General features: G+C 71.6%; 21 protein-coding genes. 4 read left to right on the forward strand and 17 right to left on the reverse strand.

The genetic code is table 11. From position 1 onward, the window contains the following. Positions 1-99 precede the first annotated feature (99 nt). The 3 genes from J1792_RS04450 to J1792_RS04460 form a co-directional block, all read right to left on the reverse strand. Positions 100-1,110 carry a polyprenyl synthetase family protein gene (locus tag J1792_RS04450; protein WP_086568333.1) on the reverse strand — a complete coding sequence of 337 codons (1,011 nt, stop codon included), beginning with the start codon at positions 1,108-1,110 and terminating at the stop codon, positions 100-102. Positions 1,111-1,318: 208 nt separating this feature from the next. Continuing rightward, on the reverse strand, positions 1,319-2,524 hold the full coding sequence (locus J1792_RS04455; RefSeq protein WP_086568335.1) for an NAD(P)-binding domain-containing protein: 1,206 nt from the start codon (positions 2,522-2,524) through the stop codon (positions 1,319-1,321). Positions 2,525-2,654: 130 nt separating this feature from the next. Further along, on the reverse strand, positions 2,655-3,911 hold the full coding sequence (locus J1792_RS04460) for a carboxylate--amine ligase (RefSeq protein ID WP_242705009.1): 1,257 nt from the start codon (positions 3,909-3,911) through the stop codon (positions 2,655-2,657). A 239-nt stretch (positions 3,912-4,150) separates the two neighbouring features. Here J1792_RS04460 and J1792_RS04465 point away from each other — a divergent pair, with 239 nt between their 5' ends. The 3 genes from J1792_RS04465 (at position 4,151) to J1792_RS04475 (ending at position 6,611) form a co-directional block, all read left to right on the forward strand. Continuing rightward, positions 4,151-5,338, forward strand: a complete 1,188-nt coding sequence (locus J1792_RS04465) for a fumarylacetoacetate hydrolase family protein (protein WP_086568336.1) — start codon at positions 4,151-4,153, stop codon at positions 5,336-5,338. After that, the gene (locus J1792_RS04470; RefSeq protein WP_207246697.1) at positions 5,335-6,060 is read left to right on the forward strand and encodes a GOLPH3/VPS74 family protein; all 726 of its coding nucleotides are present in this window, start codon (positions 5,335-5,337) and stop codon (positions 6,058-6,060) included. Before J1792_RS04465 ends, J1792_RS04470 begins: the two co-directional genes overlap by 4 nt. 71 nt (positions 6,061-6,131) lie before the next feature. Next, positions 6,132-6,611, forward strand: a complete 480-nt coding sequence (locus J1792_RS04475; protein WP_086568339.1) for a hypothetical protein — start codon at positions 6,132-6,134, stop codon at positions 6,609-6,611. 97 nt (positions 6,612-6,708) lie between these two features. Here J1792_RS04475 and nuoN read toward each other — a convergent pair whose 3' ends face one another. The 14 genes from nuoN to J1792_RS04545 are packed head-to-tail and all read right to left on the reverse strand — an operon-like array spanning position 6,709 to position 22,820. Further along, on the reverse strand, positions 6,709-8,364 hold the full coding sequence (gene nuoN, locus J1792_RS04480) for an NADH-quinone oxidoreductase subunit NuoN (protein ID WP_086568341.1): 1,656 nt from the start codon (positions 8,362-8,364) through the stop codon (positions 6,709-6,711). Further along, complete coding sequence (locus J1792_RS04485; protein ID WP_086568343.1) at positions 8,361-9,968, reverse strand: NADH-quinone oxidoreductase subunit M; 1,608 nt, start codon at positions 9,966-9,968, stop codon at positions 8,361-8,363. The genes nuoN and J1792_RS04485 overlap by 4 nt, the downstream gene beginning before the upstream one ends. 2 nt (positions 9,969-9,970) lie before the next feature. Beyond that, positions 9,971-11,866 (reverse strand): NADH-quinone oxidoreductase subunit L, encoded by a 1,896-nt coding sequence (gene nuoL / locus J1792_RS04490; protein WP_086568345.1) that lies wholly within the window; start codon positions 11,864-11,866, stop codon positions 9,971-9,973. Positions 11,867-11,878: 12 nt separating this feature from the next. After that, positions 11,879-12,178 (reverse strand): NADH-quinone oxidoreductase subunit NuoK, encoded by a 300-nt coding sequence (gene nuoK, locus J1792_RS04495; RefSeq protein ID WP_086568347.1) that lies wholly within the window; start codon positions 12,176-12,178, stop codon positions 11,879-11,881. Further along, the gene (locus J1792_RS04500) at positions 12,175-12,999 is read right to left on the reverse strand and encodes an NADH-quinone oxidoreductase subunit J (protein ID WP_086568349.1); all 825 of its coding nucleotides are present in this window, start codon (positions 12,997-12,999) and stop codon (positions 12,175-12,177) included. The genes nuoK and J1792_RS04500 overlap by 4 nt, the downstream gene beginning before the upstream one ends. After that, on the reverse strand, positions 12,996-13,574 hold the full coding sequence (gene nuoI, locus J1792_RS04505; protein ID WP_179198837.1) for an NADH-quinone oxidoreductase subunit NuoI: 579 nt from the start codon (positions 13,572-13,574) through the stop codon (positions 12,996-12,998). Before nuoI ends, J1792_RS04500 begins: the two co-directional genes overlap by 4 nt. Then, on the reverse strand, positions 13,567-14,955 hold the full coding sequence (gene nuoH / locus J1792_RS04510) for an NADH-quinone oxidoreductase subunit NuoH (RefSeq protein ID WP_372446068.1): 1,389 nt from the start codon (positions 14,953-14,955) through the stop codon (positions 13,567-13,569). Before nuoH ends, nuoI begins: the two co-directional genes overlap by 8 nt. Next, positions 14,952-17,471, reverse strand: coding sequence for an NADH-quinone oxidoreductase subunit G (locus J1792_RS04515; protein ID WP_207246698.1), 2,520 nt, complete (start codon positions 17,469-17,471; stop codon positions 14,952-14,954). Before J1792_RS04515 ends, nuoH begins: the two co-directional genes overlap by 4 nt. Then, positions 17,468-18,838 carry an NADH-quinone oxidoreductase subunit NuoF gene (nuoF, locus tag J1792_RS04520; RefSeq protein WP_086568354.1) on the reverse strand — a complete coding sequence of 457 codons (1,371 nt, stop codon included), beginning with the start codon at positions 18,836-18,838 and terminating at the stop codon, positions 17,468-17,470. Before nuoF ends, J1792_RS04515 begins: the two co-directional genes overlap by 4 nt. Further along, positions 18,835-19,644 (reverse strand): NADH-quinone oxidoreductase subunit NuoE, encoded by an 810-nt coding sequence (nuoE, locus tag J1792_RS04525; protein ID WP_086568368.1) that lies wholly within the window; start codon positions 19,642-19,644, stop codon positions 18,835-18,837. Before nuoE ends, nuoF begins: the two co-directional genes overlap by 4 nt. 17 nt (positions 19,645-19,661) lie before the next feature. Further along, positions 19,662-20,987: an NADH-quinone oxidoreductase subunit D gene (locus J1792_RS04530; protein ID WP_086568356.1), complete on the reverse strand. Its 1,326-nt coding sequence runs from the start codon at positions 20,985-20,987 to the stop codon at positions 19,662-19,664. After that, entirely contained in the window at positions 20,987-21,898 is a 912-nt protein-coding gene (locus tag J1792_RS04535; protein WP_086568358.1) for an NADH-quinone oxidoreductase subunit C, read from the reverse strand. The genes J1792_RS04530 and J1792_RS04535 overlap by 1 nt, the downstream gene beginning before the upstream one ends. After that, the gene (locus J1792_RS04540; protein ID WP_086568360.1) at positions 21,895-22,449 is read right to left on the reverse strand and encodes a NuoB/complex I 20 kDa subunit family protein; all 555 of its coding nucleotides are present in this window, start codon (positions 22,447-22,449) and stop codon (positions 21,895-21,897) included. The genes J1792_RS04535 and J1792_RS04540 overlap by 4 nt, the downstream gene beginning before the upstream one ends. A gap of 11 nt (positions 22,450-22,460) precedes the next feature. Further along, complete coding sequence (locus J1792_RS04545) at positions 22,461-22,820, reverse strand: NADH-quinone oxidoreductase subunit A (protein ID WP_086568361.1); 360 nt, start codon at positions 22,818-22,820, stop codon at positions 22,461-22,463. A 764-nt stretch (positions 22,821-23,584) separates the two neighbouring features. Here J1792_RS04545 and J1792_RS04550 point away from each other — a divergent pair. Further along, a complete protein-coding gene (locus tag J1792_RS04550) occupies positions 23,585-24,412 on the forward strand; it encodes a C40 family peptidase (RefSeq protein WP_086568363.1) in 828 nt (275 codons plus the stop codon). Positions 24,413-24,534 lie beyond the last annotated feature (122 nt).

Here is a 24,534-nt window from a genome sequence, read left to right on the forward strand (position 1 = left end):
CGACGGGATCAAGTCACCGTACGCCTTCGGTATGACGCCCCTTAGGGGCACGCCCGCCGGAGGGCGGAGCGGCGGGACGCGCACCGGCGCCGGCCCGGGTCAGCCGGCGCGGTGCACCACGAGGTCGCAGAGCTCCTCGAGCGCCGCCTTGGCGGAGCACTGCGGCAGCGGGGCCAGCGTCGCCCGCGCCTCCTCGGCGTAGCGGACGGTGTCGCGCCGGGCCTGCTCGAGCGCGGGGTGGGTGCGCAGCCGGCGCAGCACCTCGGCGAGCCGGGCGTCGTCCGCGAGGTCGCCGTCGAGCAGCTCGCACAGTTCGACGTCGTCCCGGTCGCCGGAGGCCGCGGCGCGGGCGCGCAGGTGCAGCACGGGCAGCGTGGGGATGCCCTCGCGCAGGTCGGTGCCGGGGGTCTTGCCGGACTCGTGGGAGTCGCTGGCGATGTCGAGGACGTCGTCGGCGAGCTGGAAGGCGACGCCGAGCCGCTCCCCGTAGTGGGTGAGGATCTCCACGGTCCGCTCGTCGGCGCCGGACATCATCGCGCCGAAGCGCCCCGCGACGGCGATCAGCGAGCCGGTCTTGCCGGCGATGACGTCCAGGTAGTGCTCGATGGGGTCGCGGCCGTCGCGCGGGCCGGCGGTCTCCAGGATCTGGCCGGTTACCAACCGCTCGAACGCCTCGGCCTGGATGCGTACGGCCTCGGGGCCGAGATCGGCCAGTATGTGCGAGGCGCGGGCGAAGAGGAAGTCACCCGTCAGGACGGCCAGGGAGTTGCCCCAGCGGGCGTTGGCGCTGGCCACGCCGCGGCGCACGTCGGCCTCGTCCATGACGTCGTCGTGGTAGAGCGTGGCCAGGTGGGTGAGCTCGACCACCACGGCCGAGGGCACCACGCCCGGGGCGTAGGGGTCGCCGAACTGCGCGGCGAGCGCGACCAGCAGCGGGCGGAACCGCTTGCCTCCGGCCCGGACCAGGTGCTGGGCGGCCTCGGTGATGAAGGGGACGCCGCTCTTGGTGGCCTCGAGGAGGCCCTCCTCGACGGCGGCCAACCCGGCCTGGACATCGGCTTCAAGAGCCTGGTCCCGCACGCTCAGCCCGAAAGGCCCGACGACGGTCACGAGGGGTACTCCTGTCTGCCTGCGAACACGGGGATTGTCGATGTGTCGCTGTCTTCACCAAAAGTCAGCGTATCCGGTCGGCTCTCGATCACCGTGGGCGCCGTCCCTTTCAGACGCTCCCCGCCGACCTCCCCGTGGCGCTCCCCAGCCATCGAACACCGGGCGGGCTGACGACTCAGCCCGCCCGGTGTCTGGGGAAATGCCCGGTCTATCCCTGACCCACCGCCCTGGCCAGCCGGGGCGAGGCGTATTCCGTGCCGCACACGAACCGCATGACCGGCCCGAAACTCGCGGCCGCCGGCAGCCCGGTGAAGAACAGCCCCGGCACCGACGAGCGGTAGCCGGCGCCCAGTCGCGGCCCGCCCGCGGCGACCGCGAGGCGGGTGCGCAGGCCGGGGCCGAGGAAGTCCAGCGCCGCCACGTCCACCCGGTAGCCCGTCGCGGCGATCACGTGGTCGGCGCGCAGCTCGCTCTCGGGCGCGCCCTCGCCCTCACCGGCGAGCGTCAGCACCGGACGCCCGGACTCCACCCGGGTGCGTACGATCCGCTTCCCCTCGGTGACCCGCACCCGGCCCACGAACCTCTCGCGCAGCCACCACGCGCCCAGCGGCCCCAGCACCCGGCGCACCAGATAGCGCCGCGTCGGCGCCGGCAGGTGCCGGAAGCCGTCCGCGTGGTACGAGAACGCGTACAGCGACCAGGCCCGCCCGAAGGGGGTGTCGGGCTTGAACGGCGACTGCCCGTCCGGCGCCGCGCCGAAGCGGACCGCGCCGCGCCGCCGCGCGACCACCCGCACCGCCGCGCCCGCCTCGGCCAGCAGCACCGCGCTCTCCAGCGCCGACTGCCCGGCGCCGACGACCACCACCTCGCGCCCGGCGAACACCGACAGGTCGCGGTGCTGGGAGCTGTGCGAGACGGGCCCGGCGGGCGAGGGCCCGGACGGGACGGCGGAGGCCAGCTCGGGCGGCAGCTGGGCCAGCCCGCTCAGGCCCGTGGCCACGACCACGGCACGGGCGGCGAACTGCTCCCCGGAGTCCAGCTTCAGCTCGAAGCCGCCGCCGGAGTCGCGCCGCTCCACCGAGACCACCCGCTCGTGCTCCAGCTGGGGCACCAGCCGCTGCTGGAACCACAGTCCGTAGCCGGCGAAGGTCTCGACGGGGATGGTGTCCCAGTCCGACTCGAAGCGCCGCTCCCCCATGTCCTGGCAGTAGTCGAAGAGGGTGTGCCCGGGCTGCGGTGCGTCGATGTTCGACGCGGAGGGGGTGGATTTCAGCAGCATCCCGACGGGCATCTGTTCGCGCCAGCTCACCATCGGCGAGCCGAAGACGCGCGTCGGTACGGCGCGCGCTTTCAGATGGGCTGCGGTCGACAGGCCGTACGGGCCGGCCCCGATGACGGCTACCGGAAGTGTCACGAGTCCCCTCCAGGGCGTTGCTGCCGGGCACATTGCACGCGGTTGTCACTCGGTCACACGGTCGATCACATGGTCATTCGGTCACGCGGGTCGCTGGGTCACTCGGCCGCTCGGTCGCTCGGTCGCTCGGTCATTCGGAGACGGCGGCGGAGCGGCGCCTGGAACGCCACAGCTGCCACAGATGGCGCATGCCCGGCCGGACGAACCGGGCGAGCATGGTGAAGAACGGCTTCATGTCGTCCCGCGCGGCCCAGGCCAGCTCCGTGCCGCTGGCACGGGCGGGGGCGTGCGGGGTGGTGTAGCCGCTGCGGCGGTAGGCCGCGAAGGCGGGCAGGTCGATGTTCTCCACGACGAAGCGGCGGCCCGTGAGCTGCTCGCCCTCGGGCACGGCCCGCCCGGTGAGGTCCAGATGCTGGGCGCGGACGACGTCGATGCCCGCCTCGTTCTCGAACATGCGGAACTGGGCGCCCATGCGGGGGTTGAAGTCCAGGAGTTTGTACCGCCCGTCGCGGCGGTCGAAGCGCCAGTCCAGGTCGACGATCCCGCTGAAGCCGATCTGCTTGATGAACTGCGCGGCCATGGCGGCCAGTTCGGGGTTGTCGACGATGTACGCGTTGGCGGTCATGCCCGCGTGCGGCGGCCAGGAGCGCACCTTGACTCCGGTGAACATCGCCAGCGGCGTGCTCTCGGCGTCGAAGTAGGCGTGGACGATCCAGTCCTCCGCCTCCTCGCGGGGGAGGTACTCCTGCAGGATCACCCCCGGCGAGGGCCCCCAGTCGCGCGCCAGCCCCAGCAGCTCCCGGGGGCCGCCGATGCGCGTGGTGCCCTGCACGGCCGGGTGCCGACGCCGCTCGAAGGCCTCGCGGTTCTTGGCGACCAGCGGGAAGACGGCGACCGACGCGTACTTCTCGATCTCCTCGTACGAGGCCGGGAACAGCGTCGCCGGCGACGGCACACCGTGCTCCACGCACAGTTCGTGGAGCCCCTGCTTGCTGGCCAGCCGGCGCGGCAGCCCCCGCTCCACGGGCGGGAAGAGGAACGAGCCCGCCAGCTCCGCGGCGTGCTCGGCGATCAGCACCGCCGCCTCCTCGTCGGTGGGGATCAGCACGGCCGGACGGCCGATCCGCCGCCCGATCCGCAGCAGCCCGGCCACCAGCTCCTCGGGACGTTCCGTGCCGGTGGTCGGCCAGACGAAACCGGAGCGCAGATAGCGGGAGACGGCGGCGGGAGTCCATCTGTCCTCGGTGACGGCGTACATCGGGACGCCGAGCCGTCCGAGGCTGCGGATCGCGCCGACCCCACCGTGGTGGAGCGGATAGTCGCCGATCTTGAGAATCAACCCGGGTACGGACCGGTCCACCGCCACCGGCGCGCTCCTGCTCGCCACCAGCACCCCCCTCGGCCACCCAGCCTCAGCGGCCCCCCACTGTGTGTGACCCGACTTAGGACGCTACTTCGGAATCGACACCTCCAGCAAGGAGTTACCGGACATTGCCCTCCCTTTAGCCAGCGGTCGGACACCTGTCCTGGCCCTCGTGCCGAAAGGCCACCGCGACGTAGTGTGAGCACCGCTCCAACCGGCCCCCGGCTGACGAACCGTCCAGGACGAAGGCGAGGCAGCGTTCCATGCCCCAGCACCACCCGCGTGACCTGGCCGAAGGCGACCCCTTCGGCCCGGACACCCTCCCGTACGGCGTGTTCACCACCCCTGACGCGCCCGACCGCCCCCGGGTCGGCGTCCGCTACGGCGCGCACGTCCTGGACGCCGCGGCGGCAGCCGCCGCGCACGGTTCCGCTTACGCGGACCTGCTGGCAGCGCCCACGCTCAATCCGCTGATGGCCGCCGGCCGCCCCGCGTGGCAGGCCGTACGCGCCGAGGTGCGCGGCTGGCTGGACGAGCCGTACTTCCACCCGCTGGAGGAGGTCACCCTCCACCTGCCGTTCGAGGTCGCCGACTACGTCGACTTCTACGCCAGCGAGCACCACGCCGCCAACGTCGGCCGCATCTTCCGCCCGGGCGGTGAGGCCCTCACGCCCAACTGGAAGCACCTGCCGATCGGGTACCACGGGCGCGCCGGCACGGTCGTGGTGACCGGCACGGACGTCGTGCGCCCCCAGGGCCAGCGCAAGGCGCCCGGCGACGACCTGCCCACCTTCGGGCCGTCGCTGCGCCTCGACATCGAGGCCGAGGTCGGCTTCGTCGTCGGCACCCCCGCCCCGGACAACACTCCCGTCCCGCTGAGCGACTTCCGCGAGCATGTCTTCGGCGTCTGCCTGGTCAACGACTGGTCCTCCCGCGACCTGCAGTCCTGGGAGTACGTGCCGCTCGGCCCCTTCCTGGGCAAGTCCTTCGCGACCTCCGTCTCGGCCTGGATCACCCCGCTGGACGCCTTCGACGCCTCCCGGACGGCGCCGCCGGCGCGCACGTACCCCCTGCTGCCCTACCTCGACGACTCCGCCGACGAGCCCGGCGGCATCGACCTGCGCATCGAGGTGACCATCAACGGCGAGACCGTCTCCCGGCCGCCGTTCTCCGCCATGTACTGGACGGCCGCCCAGCAGCTGGCCCACATGACCGTCAACGGCGCCTCCCTGCGCACCGGCGACTTCTACGCCTCCGGCACGGTCAGCGGCCCCGAGCCCGACCAGCTGGGCTGCCTGCTCGAGCTCACCCGGGGCAAGGGCCCGTTCCTCGCCGACGGCGACGAGGTCACGCTCACGGCGTGGGCGCCCGGCGCGAACGGCGCGCGCATCGGCCTCGGCGAGGTCACCGGTCGCATCACCCCGGCGCGCACGGCGCCACCGGGCGCGTGAGCGCCCTCCCCGCCTCCGGCCTGACGCTGCCGGAGGAGCTCCTCCTGCTCGCCCACGGCCCGGCCGACGGCAAGCGGCTGGCCCCCGGCCGGAACCTGCAGTACGGCCTGGCCGGGGCCGTCCTGGCCGAGCTGCAGCTGCACGGGCTCATCACGCACGAGGGCGGGCGGCCGGGCAGGGCCGCCGGCACCCGCCCGGCGGACCCGCGGCTCGCCCAGCCGCTGGCGGATCTGCCCGCGCACGGCGCCAAGGGGCGCAAGAAGGCGCACCAGTGGATACGGGAGACCTCCCGCCAGGTGGAGGAACCGTGGCTCCTGGGGCTGCTGGAGCGCCAGGCGCTCACCGCGCAGGCTCCCGACCGGTTCGCGGTCATCCGCGGGCGGCGCTACGTCGTGGGCCCGAACGACCTGACCGCGCCGACCCGGCAGCGCTTCGAGGCCGCCCGGCAGGCGGGCTTCCCCGACCCGCGCAGCCAGGCGCTGGCCGCCCTGGTGTCCGCGACGGGCGTCGCGAAGGCCCTCTACCCGGGCTGGGGCGGCCGGAGCGAACGCAAGCGACTGCGCGGCCTGCGGCGTGAGGCGTGGATCGCCTCCGCGGTGTACCGCAACGTCCTGCGCGACTCCGATTCCGGCGGCGGCAGCAGCGGGGGCGGCGGCGATGCCGGAGGCCACGGGTGCGGCGGCCACGGAGGCTGTGGCGGGGGCTGCGGCGGAGGCGATTGAGCCGTCCGGGTGCTGCTAGCTTGTCGTGCCCGGCCCACCCGGGCCGGGACATGACAAAGGAAAGGGCGCACGTGCGCAAGGCAGTACAGATCACGGGGGCGGCGGTCATCGCCGCTGTACTGATGACGGGTTGCGGCAGCAGCGGCGGCGAGAAGGACAAGGAGACGGGCCAGCCGGCCCCGACCGAGGCCTCGAAGCCCGCCGACGCCCCGAAGGACAAGCCGGCCGAGACCCCGGCCAAGCAGGTCACGGCCGCCGACCTCGAGGGCAGCTGGACCAACGGCGGCAAGCACGGGGACAACAGCCTGCAGTCCTACACCTTCACCAAGTCGCATGTGGTGATCGCCGGAAAGGCCACGTGCACCGGGCAGGTCGTCGACAACGCCCAGCCGGTCACCCTGACCATGAAGAACTGCCCCGGTCACACCACGGGCACCGTCAAGAGCTTCGACGGCAAGTCCTTCACGGTGGCCTGGGACTCGGGCACGCAGGACAAGCTCACCAAGCTCGCGGGGCTTCCGGCCGGCCTCCCCGTCAAGCCCGGCAACTGACCTTCCGGTCGGACGTATACGCCGCTGCCCGGCACCCCTCGCGGGGGTGCCGGGCAGCGGCGTCGTCGTACGGACCGGCGGGCCGGCCGCGGTGCAATCAGCGCACGAACGTCCCCGCCTGGCCCGCCAGATCGAGGAAGTACTGCGGGGCCACACCGAGCACCAGCGTCACCACGACGCCCAGCGCGATGGCCGTGGACGTCAGCGGGCTCGGCACCGAGACGGTCGGGCCCTCCGCCTTCGGCTCGCTGAAGAACATCAGCACGATGACCCGGATGTAGAAGAACGCGGCGATCGCCGAGGACAGCACGCCCACGATGACCAGCGGCGCCGCGCCGCCCTGCGCCGCCGCCTTGAAGACGGCGAACTTCCCGGCGAAGCCGCTGGTCAGCGGGATGCCCGCGAAGGCCAGCAGGAAGACCGCGAAGACTGCCGCGAGCAGCGGCGAACGGCGGCCCAGCCCGGCCCACTTCGACAGGTGCGTCGCCTCGCCGCCCGCGTCGCGCACCAGCGTCACGACCGCGAAGGCGCCCAGGGTGACGAAGGAGTAGGCGCCCAGGTAGAAGAGCACCGAGGAGACGCCGTCGGGGGTGGTGGCGATGACGCCGGCGAGGATGAACCCGGCGTGGGCGATGGAGGAGTAGGCCAGCAGCCGCTTCACATCGGTCTGGGTGACGGCCACGACCGCGCCCACCAGCATCGTGACGATCGCGACGCCCCACATCACCGGCCGCCAGTCCCAGCGCATGCCCGGCAGCACGACGTACAACAGCCGCAGCAGGGCGCCGAACGCGGCGACCTTCGTCGCGGCCGCCATGAAGCCCGTGACCGGGGTGGGAGCGCCCTGGTAGACGTCGGGGGTCCACATGTGGAACGGCACCGCGCCCACCTTGAACAGCAGCCCCACCAGCACCATCGCGCCGCCGATCAGCAGCAGCGCGTCATTGCCGGTCGTCGACGCGAGCGCCGGGTCGAGGGTCCGCGTGGTGCCGCCGACGACGTCGGCGATGCCGGAGTACGTGACCGTGCCGGCGTAGCCGTACAGCAGCGCCACCCCGAACAGCAGGAACGCCGAGGAGAAGGCGCCCAGCAGGAAGTACTTGACGGCCGACTCCTGCGACAGCAGCCGCTGGCGGCGCGCGAGCGCGCACAGCACGTACAGCGGGAGGGAGAACACCTCGAGGGCGACGAAGAGGGTCAGCAGGTCGTTCGCGGCGGGGAAGACGAGCATGCCGCCGATGGCGAACAGCACGAGCGGGAAGACCTCGGTGGTCGTCATGCCCGCCGCCACGGCCTTGCGCTCCGCCTCGCCGCCCGGCACGGCGGCGCCCTGCGCGGCGAAGGAGTCGACGGGCCGGCCGTGCGCCATCGGCTCGAGGCGGCGCTCGGCGAAGGTGAACGCCGCGACCAGGCCGACGAGGAGAATGGTGCCCTGCAGGAACAGCGCCGGGCCGTCGACGGCGACCGCCCCCATGGCGGCGATGCGCGCCTTGTCGCCGGCGTAGCCGCCCGCGGCGAGCGCGATCACTGCGGCGAAGGCGGCGGCCAGGCCGACCACGGTCAGCAGGAGCTGGGCGTGGTGGCGGACGCGGCGCGGCAGGAAGGCCTCGGCGAGGACGCCCAGCAGGGCGGCGCCGAGCACGATGAGCGTCGGCGAGAGCTGGGCGTACTCGATGTGCGGCCCGGGGATCCTGACCGGCGGCTCGGCCGCCGCCGCTGTCCACAGGCTGTGGACGGTTGCTGCGTGGCTCACTTCGCGGCCTCCACATCGTTCACGTGTACGTCGGGCTTCGGGTCGCTTTGGTGCACCTGCGACATCGTGTGCTCGACGGCCGGATCGACGATCCGGGTCACCGGCTTGGGGTAGATGCCGAGGACCAGCAGCAGCACGATCAGCGGCGCCACCACGACGAGCTCGCGCACCCGCAGGTCCGGCATCCCCCGCACGGGCTCGGCCACCGGCCCGGTCATCGTGCGCTGGTAGAGCACGAGGACGTACAGCGCGGCGAGCACGATGCCCACGGTCGCCAGGACGCCGATGACCGGGTAGCGGCTGAACGTGCCCACCAGCACCAGGAATTCGGAGACGAAGGGCGCGAGCCCCGGCAGCGAGAGCGTGGCCAGACCGCCGACGAGGAAGGTGCCGGCCAGGACCGGGGCGACCTTCTGCACGCCGCCGTAGTCGGCGATGAGCCGCGAGCCGCGCCGGGAGATCAGGAAGCCGGCCACCAGCATCAGCGCGGCCGTGGAGATCCCGTGGTTGACCATGTAGAGCGTGGCGCCGCCCTGGCCCTGGGTGGTCATCGCGAAGATGCCCAGGACGATGAAGCCGAAGTGGGAGATCGAGGCATAGGCGATCAGGCGCTTGATGTCCCGCTGGCCGACGGCCAGCAGCGCCCCGTAGAGGATGCTGATCAGCGACAGCACCAGGATCACCGGCGTGGCCCACTTCGAGGCCTCCGGGAACAGCTGGAGGCAGAAGCGCAGCATCGCGAACGTGCCGACCTTGTCGACCACCGCGGTGATCAGCACGGCGACGGGGGCGGTGGCCTCGCCCATGGCGTTGGGCAGCCAGGTGTGCAGCGGCCACAGCGGCGCCTTGACCGCGAAGGCGAAGAAGAAGCCGAGGAACAGGGCGCGTTCGGTGGTGGTGGCGAACTCCAGCCTGCCGTCGGCGCGGGCCTGGACGATCTCCGTGAGGGAGAAGGTGCCGGTGCCCAGCTGGTGGGCGGTGACCGCGTAGAGCCCGATGACGGCGGCCAGCATGATCAGGCCGCCGACGAGATTGTAGAGCAGGAACTTCACGGCGGCGTACGAGCGTTGGGCGGCCGTCTCGGCCTCGCCGCGCTCGCCCGCCCGGTCCCCGAAGCCGCCGATGAGGAAGTACATCGGGATGAGCATGGCTTCGAAGAAGATGTAGAAGAGGAAGACGTCGGTGGCCTCGAAGGCGATCACCACCATCGCCTCGACCATGAGGATCAGCGCGAAGAAGCCCTGCGTGGGCCGCCAGCGCGTGGAGGAGTCCTCGAGGGGGTCGGCGTCGTGCCAGCCCGCCAGGACGACGAAGGGGATCAGCAGCGCGGTGAGCGCGATGAGCACCACCGAGATGCCGTCCACGCCCAGGTCGTAGCGGACCCCGAAGTCCTTGATCCAGGCGTGCGATTCGGTGAGCTGGAACGGGCCCGCGGCGTCCGGGTCGAAGCGCACCAGCTGCGCCGCCGCGAGCAGCAGCGTGGCGAGCGAGACGCCCAGCGCCAGCCACTTGGCGGCCGTGCGCCGCGCGGCCGGGACGGCGGCCGTGGCGAGGGCGCCGGCCGCGGGCACCACGGCCGTGGCCGTCAGGAGGGGAAATGACATGACTAGACCGCCCTCATCAGCAGGGTCGCGGCGATGAGCACCGCCGCACCGCCGAACATCGAGACCGCGTACGACCGCGCGAAGCCGTTCTGCAGCCTGCGCATCCGGCCCGACAGGCCGCCGACGGAGGCGGCGGTGCCGTTGACGACGCCGTCGACCAGCGTGTGGTCGACGTAGACGAGGCTGCGGGTGAGGTGCTCGCCGCCGCGGACCAGCACGACGTGGTTGAAGTCGTCCTGCAGCAGGTCGCGCCGGGCGGCCCGCACCAGCAGCCCGCCGGGCGGCGCCGTGACCGGCACCGGCCGGCGTCCGTACTGCGCCCAGGCCAGCGCCACGCCCACCACGAGCACCACCATCGTGGCCGCGGTGACCTGCGTGGCGGTGAGCGGGGAGTCGCCCTCGGCGTGGCCGGTGACCGGCTCCAGCCACTTCAGGAAGGCGTCGTTCAGGCTGAACAGGCCGCCGGCGAAGACCGATCCGAAGGCGAGGACGATCATGGGGATCGTCATCGTCCGGGGGGACTCGTGGGGGTGCGGCAGCTTCCCGTCGGCGTCCGGCTGCCAGCGCTTCTCGCCGAAGAACGTCAGCAGCATCACCCGCGTCATGTAGTACGCCGTGATGGCCGCGCCCAGCAGCGCGGCGCCGCCCAGGATCCAGCCCTCGGTGCCGCCCCTGGCGAAGGCCGCCTCGATGATCTTGTCCTTGGAGAAGAAGCCGGACAGGCCCGGGAAGCCGATGATGGCGAGGTAGCCGAGCCCGAACGTCACGAACGTGACCGGCATGTACGTCCGCAGGCCGCCGTAACGCCGCATGTCGACCTCGTCGTTCATGCCGTGCATCACCGAGCCGGCGCCGAGGAAGAGCCCGGCCTTGAAGAAGCCGTGGGTGACCAGGTGCATGATCGCGAAGACATAGCCGATCGGGCCGAGGCCGGCGGCGAGGATCATGTAGCCGATCTGGGACATCGTCGAGCCCGCCAGGGCCTTCTTGATGTCGTCCTTCGCGCAACCGACGATCGCACCGAAGAGCAGCGTCACCGCGCCCACCGTGACCACGGCCGTCTGCGCGTCGGGGGCCGCGTCGAAGATCGCCCCGGACCGGACGATGAGATAGACGCCGGCGGTCACCATCGTCGCCGCGTGGATGAGCGCGGAGACGGGCGTCGGGCCCTCCATGGCGTCGCCGAGCCAGCTCTGCAGCGGGACCTGCGCCGACTTTCCGCAGGCGGCGAGGAGGAGCATGAGCCCGATGGCGGTCAGCTTGCCCTCGCCCGCCTGGTCCGCGTGCTCGAGCACCGGGCCGAAGGCGAAGGTGCCGAACGTGGTGAACATCAGCATCACGGCGATCGACAGGCCCATGTCGCCGACGCGGTTGACGAGGAAGGCCTTCTTGGCCGCCGTGGCGGCGCTCGGCTTGTGCTGCCAGAAGCCGATCAGCAGGTACGAGGCGAGGCCGACGCCCTCCCAGCCCACGTACAGCAGGAGGTAGTTGTCGGCGAGGACCAGCAGCAGCATCGCCGCGAGGAAGAGGTTCAGATAGCCGAAGAAGCGCCGCCGCCGCTCGTCGTGCTCCATGTAGCCGACCGAGTAGAGGTGGATCAGCGAGCCCACGCCGGTGATCAGCAGCACGAAGGTCATCGACAGCTGGTCGAGCTGGAAGCCCACGTCGGCGCGGAAGCCGCCGACGGGCACCCAGCTGAAGACGGTCGTGCCCAGCTCGCGGTCGTCGGCGGGCCGGCCGAGGAGGTCGGCGAAGAGCACCACGCCGATGACGAAGGACGCGGCCGCGAGCAGGGTGCCGATCCAGTGCCCGGTGCGGTCGAGCCGTCGGCCGCCGCACAGCAGCACGCCCGCGCCCAGCAAGGGGGCCAGGACGAGCAATCCGATGAGGTTCTCCACCGTGGTGTCCCCTTACAGCTTCAGCAGGCTGGCGTCGTCGACCGAGGCCGAGTGGCGGGAGCGGAAGATCGTCACGATGATGGCCAGGCCGATCACGACCTCGGCGGCGGCCACGACCATCGTGAAGAAGGCGATGATCTGGCCGTCGAGGTTGCCGTGCAGCCGGGAGAAGGTGACGAAGGCCAGGTTGCAGGCGTTCAGCATCAGCTCGACGCACATGAAGATGACGATCGCGTTCCGCCGGATGAGCACGCCGGCGGCGCCGATGGTGAACAGCAGGGCCGCCAGGTAGAGGTAGTTGGCCGGGTTCACTGGGCACGCTCCTCGGAACGGTCGTTGTTCCTCTCCAGCCATTCCTTGGAGCGCTGCTCCAGGGCCGCCAGGTCCTCGAGCGCCTCGCCGGAGACGTCGCGGACCTGGCCGCGGGCGCGCAGCGTCGGGTTGACCGTGAGCTCCGACGGCGTGCCGTCGGGCAGCAGGCCGGGGATGTCGACGGCGTTGTGCCGGGCGTAGACGCCGGGGGCGGGCAGCGGCGGGAGGTGCTTGCCGCGCACGCGCGCCTCGGAGCGTTCGCGCTGGGTGGCGGGGCGGCCGGTGCGCTCGCGGTGGGTGAGGACCATCGCGCCGACGACCGCGGTGATGAGCAGGGCGCCGGTGATCTCGAAGGCGAAGACGTACTTGGTGAAGATCAGCGCGGCCAGGCCCTGGACGTTGCCGCCGGCGTTGGCCTGGCCGAGGCCGTTGAAGTCCCGCAGCGAGGCGTTGGCGATGCCGGCCCCGAGCAGGATGCCGAAGCCCAGCACGCACAGCCCGGCGAGCAGGCGCTGGCCCCGGATCGTCTCCTTCAGCGAGTCGGCGGCGGTGACGCCCACCAGCATCACCACGAACAGGAACAGCATCATGATCGCGCCGGTGTAGACCACGATCTGCACGATGCCCAGGAAGTAGGCGCCGTTGGCGAGGTAGAAGACCGCCAGGACGATCATCGTCCCGGCGAGGGAGAGGGCGCTGTGCACGGCCTTCTTCATCAGCACCGCGCCCAGCGCGCCCGCCACGGCGACGACCGCCAGCACCCAGAACTGGACCGCCTCGCCGGTGGAGGTGCTCGAGGCGGCAGCGGCGAGCGAACTCATGCCTCCACCCCTTCGCCCTCGGGCTTCTCCCCCTTGGAGACGGCCACTTGGCGCTCCGTCCCCGGCGCGGCCTCGGTCACCAGGCCGCGGTAGTAGTCCTTCTCCGTCATGCCGGGGAAGATGGCGTGCGGGGTGTCGACCATGCGGTCCTCCAGCCCCGCCAGCAGCTGTTCCTTGGTGTAGATGAGCGACTCGCGGCTGGCGTCGGCCAGTTCGTACTCGTTCGTCATCGTCAGGGCCCGGGTCGGGCAGGCCTCGACGCACAGGCCGCACAGGATGCAGCGGAGGTAGTTGATCTGGTAGACGCGGCCGTACCGCTCGCCCGGGGAGTAGCGCTCCTCGTCGGTGTTGTCCGCGCCCTCGACGTAGATGGCGTCCGCCGGGCAGGCCCAGGCGCACAGCTCACAGCCGATGCACTTCTCCAGCCCGTCCGGATGGCGGTTGAGCTGGTGGCGGCCGTGGAAGCGCGGCGCCGTGTGCTTCTTCTCCTCCGGATACTGCTCGGTCAGCCGCTTCTTGAACATGGCCTTGAAGGTCACGCCGAAGCCGGCCACGGGGTTCTGGAACTCAGACACCGTCGGCCTCCTTTCGGTCACGAGGAGTGTCCACCCCGCCACTGACAATGAGCTCCCGGTCCTGCCGGGAGCGGCGCCGGGGCACGGGGGGCGGGGTCTGGCCGGGCAGCGGCGGCACAGGGAAGCCGCCCGCCATCGGGTCGAACGCGGGCGGCGGGCCCGCGGCCGGCTCCCCGCCCCGCTCGCCGTCCCGGCCGCGGCCGCGGAAGAGGTCGGCGAGCATCGACAGCAGCAGGACGGCGAGGACGGCGCCCCCGACGTAGAGCACGATGTCCTGGAAGTCGTAGTTCTCGTTCCGCAGCGCCCGGACGGTCGCCACGAGCATCAGCCAGGTCACCGAGACCGGGATGAGCACCTTCCAGCCCAGCTTCATCAGCTGGTCGTAGCGCACCCGGGGCAGCGTGCCGCGCAGCCAGATGAAGAAGAAGAGCAGCAGCTGCACCTTGATGACGAACCACAGCATCGGCCACCAGCCGTGGTTGGCGCCCTCCCAGAAGGTGGAGACGGGGTACGGGGCCCGCCAGCCGCCCAGGAAGAGGGTGGCCGCGACCGCCGAGACCGTCACCATGTTCACGTACTCGGCGAGCATGAACATCGCGAACTTGATCGAGGAGTACTCGGTGTTGAAGCCGCCGACCAGGTCGCCCTCGGACTCCGGCATGTCGAAGGGGGCCCGGTTGGTCTCTCCGACCATCGTCGCGATGTAGATCAGGAACGACACCGGCAGCAGCAGGACGTACCAGCGGTCGTGCTGCGCCTCGACGATCGCCGAGGTCGACATCGAGCCGGAGTAGAGGAACACCGAAGCGAAGGCCGCGCCCATCGCGATCTCGTACGAGATCATCTGCGCGCACGACCGCAGGCCGCCCAGCAGCGGATACGTCGAGCCCGACGACCAGCCGGCCAGCACGATGCCGTAGATGCCGACCGAGGCGACCGCGAGGATGTAGAGCACCGCGATCGGCAGGTCGGTCAGCTGCATGGTCGTGCGGTGGCCGAAGATCGAGACCTCGTTGCCGGAGGGGCCGAAGGGGATCACGGCGATCGCCATGAAGGCCGGGATCGCGGCCACGACCGGCGCCAGCACGTAGACGACCTTGTCGGCGCGCCGGACGATCACGTCCTCCTTGAGCATCAGCTTGATGCCGTCGGCCAGCGACTGCAGCATCCCCCACGGGCCGTGCCGGTTGGGGCCGATGCGCAGCTGCATCCAGGCGACGACCTTGCGCTCCCAGACGATGGAGAACAGCACCGTCACCATCAGGAACGCGAAGCAGAAGACGGCCTTCACCACCACCAGCCACCACGGATCCCTGCCGAACACCGACAGGTCCTCCGCGGCCAGCCCCACCAGTCCGGTACCACTCAGCGCAGGGCTCACGGCCGCACCTCCCGTCCCGCGTCGCCGGTGTCGCCGGCGCTCTCGTCGACATCCGCGCCGATCCGTACGAGCTCCCCCGGCCGCGCCCCCGCGTCGGAGGCCACGCCGCCGCCCACGGAGTTCAGCGGCAGCCATACCACCCGGTCCGGCATCGGGGTCACCCGCAGCGGCAGGCGTACGGTGCCGGCCGGGCCGGTCACCGCCAGCACCTCGCCGTCGCGCACCCCCGCCTCGGCGGCGGTCGCCGGCGACAGCCGGGCGAGCGCCTCGTGCCGCGTGCCGGCCAGCGCCTCGTCGCCGTCCTGCAGCCTGCCCCGGTCGAGCAGCAGCCGGTGCCCGGCGAGCACCGCCTCGCCCTTCTCCGGGCGCGGCAGCGGCCGCCCCGGCTCGTCCGGGCCCGCGGCCCGCTCACCGGACCACGCGCCCAGCCCCGCGAGCTCCGCCCGCACCGCGTGCACGTCCGGCAGCCGCAGGTCCGTGCCCATCGCGTCGGCCAGCATGTGCAGCACCCGGGCGTCCGGCAGCGTGTGCCGCCGCGTCACCTGGTCCGGCTTGACGGCCACCTCGAACGGCCGGGCCCGGCCCTCCCAGTTCAGGAACGTGCCCGCCTTCTCCACCACGGCCGCGACCGGCAGCACCACGTCCGCGCGGTCCGACACCTCGCTCGGCCGCTGTTCCAGGCTGACCAGGAACCCGACCGCGTCCAGCGCCTCGCGCGCCCGCGCCGGATCGGGCAGGTCCGCGACCTCCACGCCGCCCACGAGCAGCGCGCCCAGCTCGCCCCGGGCCGCCGCCTCCAGGATCTGGCCCGTGTCCCGGCCGGGGCTGCGGGGCAGCTCGTCCACGCCCCAGGCCGCCGCCGTCTCCTCCCGCGCCCGCGGGTCGGTCGTCGGCCGGCCGCCCGGCAGCAGGCCCGGCAGGGCGCCCGCCTCGAGCGCGCCGCGCTCGCCCGCCCGGCGCGGGATCCACACCAGGCGCGCGCCCGTGGCCCCGGCCGCCGCCACGGCGGCCGTCAGCGCGCCCGGCACGCCCGCCAGGCGCTCGCCGACGACGATCAGCGCGCCAGGTGCCCGTAGCGCCTCGGCGGCCGCCCGCCCGTCCGCGTCCAGGCCCGAGGAGCCCGCCAGCGCCCGCAGCCACTCGGTCTCGGTGCCCGGCGCCGCCGGCAGCAGCGTGCCGCCCGCCTTCACCAGCCCCGGGGTGAGGTGGGTGGCCAGCGAGAACGTCCGCAGGCCGCGCTTGCGCCAGGCCTTGCGCAGCCGCAGGAAGACGCCGGGGGCCTCCTCCTCCGCCTCGAAGCCGGCCAGCAGCACGGCCGGCGCCTGCTCCAGCGCCGTGTACGTCACGCCCGTGCCGTCCACGTCCCGCCCGCGCCCGGCCACCTGGGCCGCGAGGAAGTCGGCCTCCTCGCCGCTGTGGACCCGCGCCCGGAAGTCGACGTCATGGGTGTCGAGCGCCACGCGCGCGAACTTGGCGTAGGCGTACGCGTCCTCCACCGTCAGCCGCCCGCCCGGCAGCACCCCGGCCCGGCCCCTGGCCGCCGCCAGCCCTTGGGCCGCCGCCGCCAGGGCCTCCGGCCAGCTCGCCGGCTCCAGCGCCCCCGAGGCGCCCCGCACCAGCGGCGTCCCGAAGCGCTCCGGCCGCTGCGCGTAGCGGAACGCGAAGCGGCCCTTGTCGCACAGCCACTCCTCGTTGACCTCCGGGTCCTCGGCGGCCAGGCGGCGCATCACCTTGCCGCGCCGGTGGTCCGTACGCGTCGCGCAGCCGCCCGCGCAGTGCTCGCACACCGTCGGCGAGGAGACCAGGTCGAACGGCCGGGCGCGGAAGCGGTACGCCGCCGAGGTGAGCGCGCCCACCGGGCAGATCTGGATGGTGTTGCCGGAGAAGTACGACCGGAAGGGGTCGCCCTCGCCCGTGCCGACCTGCTCCAGCGCCCCGCGCTCGAGCAGCTCGATCATCGGGTCGCCGGCGATCTCGTTGGAGAAGCGGGTGCAGCGCGCGCACAGCACGCACCGCTCGCGGTCCAGCAGGATCTGCGGGGAGATGGGCACCGGCTTCTGGTAGGTGCGCTTGCGGCCCTCGAAACGGCTGTCGGCCTGGCCCGCGGACATGGCCTGGTTCTGCAGCGGGCACTCGCCGCCCTTGTCGCAGACCGGGCAGTCGAGCGGGTGGTTGATCAGCAGCAGCTCCATCACGCCGCGCTGCGCCTTCTCGGCGACGGCCGACGTGAGCTGGGTGCGCACCACCATGCCGTCGGTGCAGGTGATCGTGCAGGAGGCCATCGGCTTGCGCTGGCCCTCGACCTCGACGATGCACTGCCGGCAGGCGCCGACCGGGTCCAGCAGCGGGTGGTCGCAGAAGCGCGGGATCTCGATGCCGAGTAGCTCGGCGGCCCGGATGACCAGCGTCCCCTTGGGGACGGAGATCTGGATGCCGTCGATGGTGACGGACACCAGGTCCTCGGGCGGTACGGGCGCGCTCCCCCCGCCGGAGGGAGCGGACGTGGTGACGGTCATGCGTTCACTCCCACGGGAGAGTGCCGGTGGTTGTCGGGGTCGTCGGCCCAGACGGTGGACCTCGCCGGGTCGAAGGGGCAGCCCCGGCCCTTGACGTGCTGCTCGTACTCCGCGCGGAAGTACTTCAGCGAGGAGAAGATGGGGCTCGCCGCGCCGTCGCCGAGCGCGCAGAAGGACTTGCCGTTGATGTTGTCGGCGATGTCGGCGAGCTTGTCGAGGTCACTCATGCGGCCCTTGCCGGCCTCGATGTCGCGCAGCAACTGCACCAGCCAGTACGTCCCTTCACGGCAGGGGGTGCACTTGCCGCAGGACTCGTGGGCGTAGAACTCGGTCCAGCGCGTGACGGCCCGCACGACGCAGGTGGTCTCGTCGAAGCACTGCAGGGCCTTGGTGCCGAGCATCGAGCCGGCCGCGCCCACGGCCTCGTAGTCCAGCGGCACGTCCAGGTGCTCGTCGGTGAGCAGCGGGGTCGAGGAGCCGCCGGGCGTCCAGAACTTGAGCCGGTGGCCGGGGCGCATGCCGCCGCTCATGCCGAGCAGCTGGCCGAGCGTGATGCCCAGCGGCGCCTCGTACTGGCCGGGGTTGGCGACGTGGCCGCTGAGGGAGTAGAGCGTGAAGCCCGGGGACTTCTCGCTGCCCATCGAACGGAACCACTCCTTGCCCTTGTTGAGGATCGCGGGCACGGAGGCGATGGACTCGACGTTGTTGACCACCGTGGGGCAGGCGTACAGGCCCGCGACGGCCGGGAAGGGGGGCCGGAGCCTGGGCTGGCCGCGCCGGCCCTCGAGGGAGTCGAGGAGGGCGGTCTCCTCGCCGCAGATGTACGCGCCCGCCCCGGCGTGCACGGTGATGTCCAGGTCGAGCCCGCTGCCGAGGACGTTCCGGCCGAGGTAGCCCGCCGCGTACGCCTCGCGCACGGCCTCGTGCAGCCGGCGCAGCACGGGCACGGTCTCGCCACGCAGGTAGATGAACGCGCGGCTGGAGCGGATCGCCCAGCAGGCGATCAGCATGCCCTCGATGAGGGAGTGCGGGTTGGCGAACAGGAGCGGGATGTCCTTGCAGGTGCCGGGCTCGGACTCGTCGGCGTTGACGACGAGGTAGTGCGGCTTGCCGTCGCCCTGCGGGATGAACTGCCACTTCATGCCGGTCGGGAAACCGGCGCCGCCGCGGCCGCGCAGACCCGAGTCCTTGACGTAGGCGATGACGTCGTCGGGGGTCATGGCGAGCGCCTTGCGCGCGCCTTCGTAGCCCTCGTGCCGCAGGTAGGTCTCCAGCGTCCAGGAGCGGGGCTCGTCCCAGAACGCGCTGAGGACGGGAGCGAGCAGCTTCTCGGGGCTGGTCTCGAAGATCTCGGGTGCCACGGTCATCCCTCCCCCTCCTCGGCGACCGGCCCGCTGGGGTGATCGGGGTCCGAGGCGGATGTCTTCTGGGGCGCGTCGTGGGAGCTGAGGTGCTCCGGGGGGCGCTCGTCGTGGGGCGGCGCGCCGCGCGGGGGCCCGACGCGCGCCGGTCCGGCCTCGCCCTTGGCCAGCCGCAGCCCCGCCAGCGAGGCGGGTCCGGCGCCGCCGCCCGCCTCGACGGCGCCGGGCCGCCGGTCGGGGAAGCCGGCCAGGATGCGGGCCGTCTCCTTGTACGTGCACAGGGGCGCACCGCGGGTGGGCTCGACGGTGCGGCCCGCGCGGAGGTCGTCGACGAGCCGCCGGGCGCTCTCGACGGTCTGGTTGTCGAAGAACTCCCAGTTGACCATCACCACGGGCGCGAAGTCGCAGGCGGCGTTGCACTCGATGTGCTCGAGGGTGATGCTGCCGTCCTCGGTGGTCCCGCCGTTGGCGACGCCCAGGTGGCGCTTGAGGTCGTCGAAGATGGCGTCGCCGCCCAGCACCGCGCACAGGGTGTTGGTGCACACCCCGACCTGGTAGTCGCCGCCGGGCGCGCGCCGGTACATGGTGTAGAAGGTCGCGACCGCCGTGACCTCGGCCGTGGTGAGGCCGAGGAGTTCGGCGCACAGGCGGATGCCGGTGCGGCTGACGTGCCCCTCCTCGGCCTGCACCAGGTGCAGCAGCGGCAGCAGGGCGCTACGGCTGTCGGGGTAACGGGCGATCACCTCCCGGGCGTCCGCCTCGAGCCGGGCCCGTACGTCGGCGGGATAGTCGGGCGCGGGGAGCTGCGGCATCCCCAGCTGTACGTCGCTCACCGGTCCACGCCTCCCATGACGGGGTCGATCGAGGCAACGGCCACGATGACGTCGGCGACCTGGCCGCCTTCGCACATCGCCGCCATGGCCTGCAGGTTGGTGAAGGAGGGGTCGCGGAAGTGGACCCGGTAGGGGCGGGTGCCGCCGTCGCTGACCACGTGCACGCCGAGCTCGCCCTTGGGCGACTCCACCGCCGTGTACGCCTGGCCGGGCGGCACCCGGAAGCCCTCCGTCACCAGCTTGAAGTGGTGGATCAGGGCCTCCATCGAGGTGCCCATGATCTTCTTGATGTGGTCGAGGGAGTTGCCGAGCCCGTCGGGGCCGAGGGCCAGCTGGGCGGGCCAGGCGATCTTCTTGTCCGCGACCATGACGGGGCCGGGCTGGAGCCGGTCCAGGCACTGCTCGACGATGCGCAGCGACTCGCGCATCTCCTCCAGGCGGATCAGGAACCGCCCGTAGGCGTCGCAGGTGTCGGCGGTGGGGACCTCGAAGTCGTACGTGTCGTAGCCGCAGTACGGCTGCGCCTTGCGCAGGTCGTGCGGGAGGCCGGCGGAGCGCAGGATGGGGCCGGTGGCGCCCAGCGCCATGCAGCCGGTCAGGTCGAGGTAGCCGACGTCCTGCATGCGGCCCTTGAAGATGGGGTTGCCGGTGGCGAGCTTGTCGTACTCGGGAAGGTTCCGGCGCATCTTCTTGACGAACTCGCGCACCTGGTCCACCGCGCCGGGCGGCAGGTCCTGGGCGAGGCCGCCGGGGCGTACGTAGGCGTGGTTCATCCGCAGGCCGGTGATCAGCTCGAAGATGTCGAGGACGAGCTCGCGGTCGCGGAAGCCGTAGATCATGATCGTGGTGGCGCCGAGCTCCATGCCGCCGGTGGCGATGGCCACCAGGTGGGAGGAGATTCGGTTCAGCTCCATGAGCATGACCCGGACCACCGAGGCCCGGTCGGGGACCTCGCCCTCGATGCCCAGCAGCTTCTCCACGGCCAGGCAGTACGCCGTCTCGTTGAAGAAGGGCGTGAGGTAGTCCATGCGCGTCACGAACGTGGTGCCCTGGGTCCAGGTCCGGAACTCGAGGTTCTTCTCGATGCCGGTGTGGAGGTAGCCGATGCCGCAGCGGGCCTCGGTGACCGTCTCGCCGTCGATCTCCAGGATCAGCCGCAGCACCCCATGGGTGGAGGGGTGCTGGGGGCCCATGTTGACGATGATGCGCTCGTCGTCGGCCTGCCTGGCGGCGGAGGCGATCTCGTCCCAGTCGCCGCCGGTGACGGTGTAGACCGGGCCCTCGGTGGTCTCGCGGGGGCCGGCGTCGTTCGGGGTGGTCATCAGCTGTACGACCTCCGCTGGTCCGGAGCCGGGATCTGGGCGCCCTTGTACTCGACGGGGATGCCGCCGAGGGGATAGTCCTTGCGCTGCGGGAAGCCCTGCCAGTCGTCCGGCATCATGATCCGCGTGAGCGCGGGGTGACCGTCGAAGACGAGACCGAAGAAGTCGTAGGTCTCGCGCTCGTGCCAGTCGTTGGTGGGATAGACGTCGACGATCGAGGGGAGATGCCGGTCGTCGTCGGGGACGCCGACCTCCAGCCTGATCAGCCGGTTGTGGGTGATCGAGCGCAGGTGGTAGACGGCGTGCAGCTCGCGCCCCTTGTCGCCGGGCAGGTGCACCCCGCTCACGCCCGTGCACAGCTCGAAGCGCAGCGCGGGGTCGTCGCGCAGGGTCCGGGCGACGCGCGGCAGGTGCTCACGGGCGATGTGGAAGGTGAGCTCGTCGCGGTCGACGACGGTCTTCTCGATCGCGTTCTCCGGCACCAGGCCCTGCTCCTCGAGGGCGCCCTCCAGCTCGTCGGCGACCTCGTCGAACCACCCCCCGTACGGCCGGGTGGCCTGGCCGGGCAGCCGTACGGTCCGTACGAGCCGGCCGTAGCCGGTGGTGTCACCGCCGGCGTCGGGGCCGAACATGCCGTGCCGGACGCCGATGACCTCGCCGTGGTCGAGCCGCTGGCCGGGGAGGTTCTGGGCGGCGGCCTCCTTGTCGGGGTTGACGCCGTTGGCGGCGTTGGCCGCGGTGGCCCCGTCGGCCGCCTTGGGAGCCGCTCCTGCGGCGTCCGGGGCCTTGGCTTCCGCCGCCTTGGCCTTCGAACCGTTGGTGGTCGGGCCCTTGGGCTTCGATCCCTTGGCGTCCGGGCCCTCGGAGTCCGAGTTCTTGGGGTTCGAGTTCTTGGGGTTCGGCTCGCTCATCGCAGCAGCCCCTTCATCTCGATCAGCGGCAGGGCCTTGAGCGCCACGCGCTCCGCCTCCTCCTCCGCCTCCTCGCGGTGCACGCCGAGCTTCTCGTTCTGGATCTTCTTGTGCAGCTTGAGGATCGAGTCCAGGAGCATCTCGGGGCGCGGCGGGCAGCCCGGCAGATAGATGTCCACCGGCACGATGTGGTCGACGCCCTGCACGATCGCGTAGTTGTTGAACATGCCGCCGCTGGACGCACAGACCCCCATGGAGATCACCCACTTGGGGTTGGGCATCTGGTCGTAGACCTGCCGCAGCACGGGCGCCATCTTCTGGCTCACCCGGCCCGCCACGATCATCAGATCGGCCTGGCGGGGCGAGCCGCGGAAGACCTCCATGCCGAAGCGGGCCAGGTCGTAGCGGCCCGCGCCGGTGGTCATCATCTCGATGGCGCAGCAGGCCAGGCCGAAGGTGGCGGGGAAGACGGATGCCTTGCGCACCCACCCCGCGGCCTGTTCGACGGTGGTCAGCAGAAAGCCGCTCGGCAGCTTCTCCTCGAGTCCCATCCGGGGCCCCCTTAGTCCCATTCCAGGCCGCCGCGCCGCCATACGTAGGCGTAGGCGACGAAGACGGTGAGCACGAAGAGGAGCATCTCCACGAGCCCGAACATCCCCAGGGAGTCGAAGGTGACCGCCCAGGGGTAGAGGAAGACGATCTCGATGTCGAAGACGATGAAGAGCATCGCCGTCAGGTAGTACTTGATCGGGAAGCGGCCGCCACCGGCCGGGTGCGGGGTCGGTTCGATGCCGCATTCGTAGGCCTCGAGCTTGGCCCGGTTGTAGCGCTTGGGCCCGACGATCGACGCCATGACCACGGAGAAGATCGCGAAGCCTGCACCGAGGGCTCCCAGTACGAGGATGGGCGCGTAGGCGTTCACCGCTCCTCGCTCCTTCCAGTCTGTCGACGCTGACTGCTGGCTGACCGGACCCGGCGGCGGAGGTCCTCGGCGAAGATCGCCGACATGTGAGGCAGTTCACAAGCCCGGGTCGACTGCATCCTATGCCCGCCGGTCTGTGATCTGCGACACGGCGTACACGACCACGTTTGTGATCTCCACCACCTGACGAACGATCATCAAGTCGGATGATCGGCGATCTTCATACGCGAAGCGGTCGAGCGGTGACCAAGGGTGACATCCGGGGGTCGAAGCGCTGGTCGGAGGCGGTGAGCCACTATCAAGAAGTGCCGCCCGCACGCAAATTGACATGATCCACTGTCAACTGATAAGCGTGCGCAACCCGCTGGGGCGACGGCGGTCAGCACGCGTCCCGGGCATCCTTCCGGACCGCTCCCGTGCCGTTCCCGGCGGGCCGCTTCACTCCCGTCGCACGACCGATCCGCATACCGCTTCACAAGCCTCCACAGAGACGTGCGTTGCGTGAGTTCCGCCACGCGACGGGAGGTTCGGCGACCGGTTCTGATGGGTAGTCTCGACGCGCGAGCTGTAAAGGTGATAAGAGGCCATCCATGCGCCGCCGGAGTCCAAAAGCCGTGCTGAGGCGCCTGTTCCGCCGTCCGGGCCTCCCCCGCGTCGTGACCGTCCCGTGATCAAAGTCGGGAATTTCCGACGCGTACACGCCAAATGTGGCGCAGGTCACTTACCTTGAACTCACCCAGTGCGGACTGATAGTCCCTTGTCCCATGTCCCCGAACGCGCACATAACCAGCCACCGGAAGCCCCGTCGCCCCGCGTCCCAGTCTTGGGTCGTCCGCACGGGTGTGGCCGGTGGCGTCCTCAGCACCCTGGCCGTCGCCGGCGCGGGCTCCGCCTCCGCCAGTGCCGACAAGCCCACCGAGGCGACGATGGAGATGCCCGCGTTCAACGCGGACCTCGCCACGTCCATCGCGCAGAGCGCGGTCGCCACCCAGCAGACCGCCGTCGACTACCAGGTCCGCGCGCAGGTGGAGGAGGCCCTCGACAACGCCAAGACCGACGCGAAGAAGGCCAAGGACGAGGCCGAGCGCAAGGCCGAGGCGGAGCGCAAGGCCAAGGAGAAGGCCGAGGCGGACGAGGCACGTGCCTCCCGCGGCGGCGAGCGCTCTGCCCTGGGCACCAAGTCGGCGTCCGCCGACGAGTCGGGCACCTCCGTGTCCACCAAGAAGTCCAGCGCGACGGGCAGCGCGGCCACCCTGGTCGACTTCCTGTACAGCAAGGTCGGCAAGGCCTACGTCATGGGCTCCACCGGTCCGAACGCCTACGACTGCTCCGGCCTGGTCATGGCCGCCTACAGCCAGATCGGCATCGACCTGCCGCGCGTCTCGCAGGACCAGTCGACGGTCGGCACCCAGGTGTCGACCTCGAACCTGCAGGTCGGCGACATCCTCTACTGGGGCCCCGCGGGCAGCGCGACCCACGTGGCCGTGTACGTGGGTGGCGGCAATTTCATCGGCGCGCAGAACTCGAATGATGGCGTCGTCGAGCGGTCCCTGAGCTACTCCCCGCCGACGGGTGCCGTGCGCGTCCTCTGACCCGCCCCCTCGTCACCGGGCTTCACGCCTCATCCGGAAGGCCGCCGCTCTCCCCGCTCGGGAGCGGCGGCCTTCCGCATGGTCCGGACGGGTTGTCGTGCCCGGGTGCCCACCCCCGTTAC

This window comes from Streptomyces triculaminicus (genome assembly GCF_017349075.1).
GTDB lineage: Bacteria > Actinomycetota > Actinomycetes > Streptomycetales > Streptomycetaceae > Streptomyces > Streptomyces triculaminicus.

Excerpts from the sequence above, each read along its gene's own strand:
- J1792_RS04515 (WP_207246698.1), bottom strand. The coding sequence starts at position 17,471 with ATGACCGTCACCACGTCCGCTCCCTCCGGCGGGGGGAGCGCGCCCGTA.
- J1792_RS04485 (WP_086568343.1), bottom strand. The coding sequence starts at position 9,968 with ATGTCATTTCCCCTCCTGACGGCCACGGCCGTGGTGCCCGCGGCCGGC.
- J1792_RS04465 (WP_086568336.1), top strand. The coding sequence starts at position 4,151 with ATGCCCCAGCACCACCCGCGTGACCTGGCCGAAGGCGACCCCTTCGGC.
- nuoE (WP_086568368.1), bottom strand. The coding sequence starts at position 19,644 with ATGCCGCAGCTCCCCGCGCCCGACTATCCCGCCGACGTACGGGCCCGG.
- J1792_RS04550 (WP_086568363.1), top strand. The coding sequence starts at position 23,585 with ATGTCCCCGAACGCGCACATAACCAGCCACCGGAAGCCCCGTCGCCCC.
- J1792_RS04540 (WP_086568360.1), bottom strand. The coding sequence starts at position 22,449 with ATGGGACTCGAGGAGAAGCTGCCGAGCGGCTTTCTGCTGACCACCGTC.
- J1792_RS04530 (WP_086568356.1), bottom strand. The coding sequence starts at position 20,987 with ATGACCACCCCGAACGACGCCGGCCCCCGCGAGACCACCGAGGGCCCG.
- J1792_RS04500 (WP_086568349.1), bottom strand. The coding sequence starts at position 12,999 with ATGAGTTCGCTCGCCGCTGCCGCCTCGAGCACCTCCACCGGCGAGGCG.
- nuoF (WP_086568354.1), bottom strand. The coding sequence starts at position 18,838 with ATGACCGTGGCACCCGAGATCTTCGAGACCAGCCCCGAGAAGCTGCTC.
- J1792_RS04535 (WP_086568358.1), bottom strand. The coding sequence starts at position 21,898 with ATGAGCGAGCCGAACCCCAAGAACTCGAACCCCAAGAACTCGGACTCC.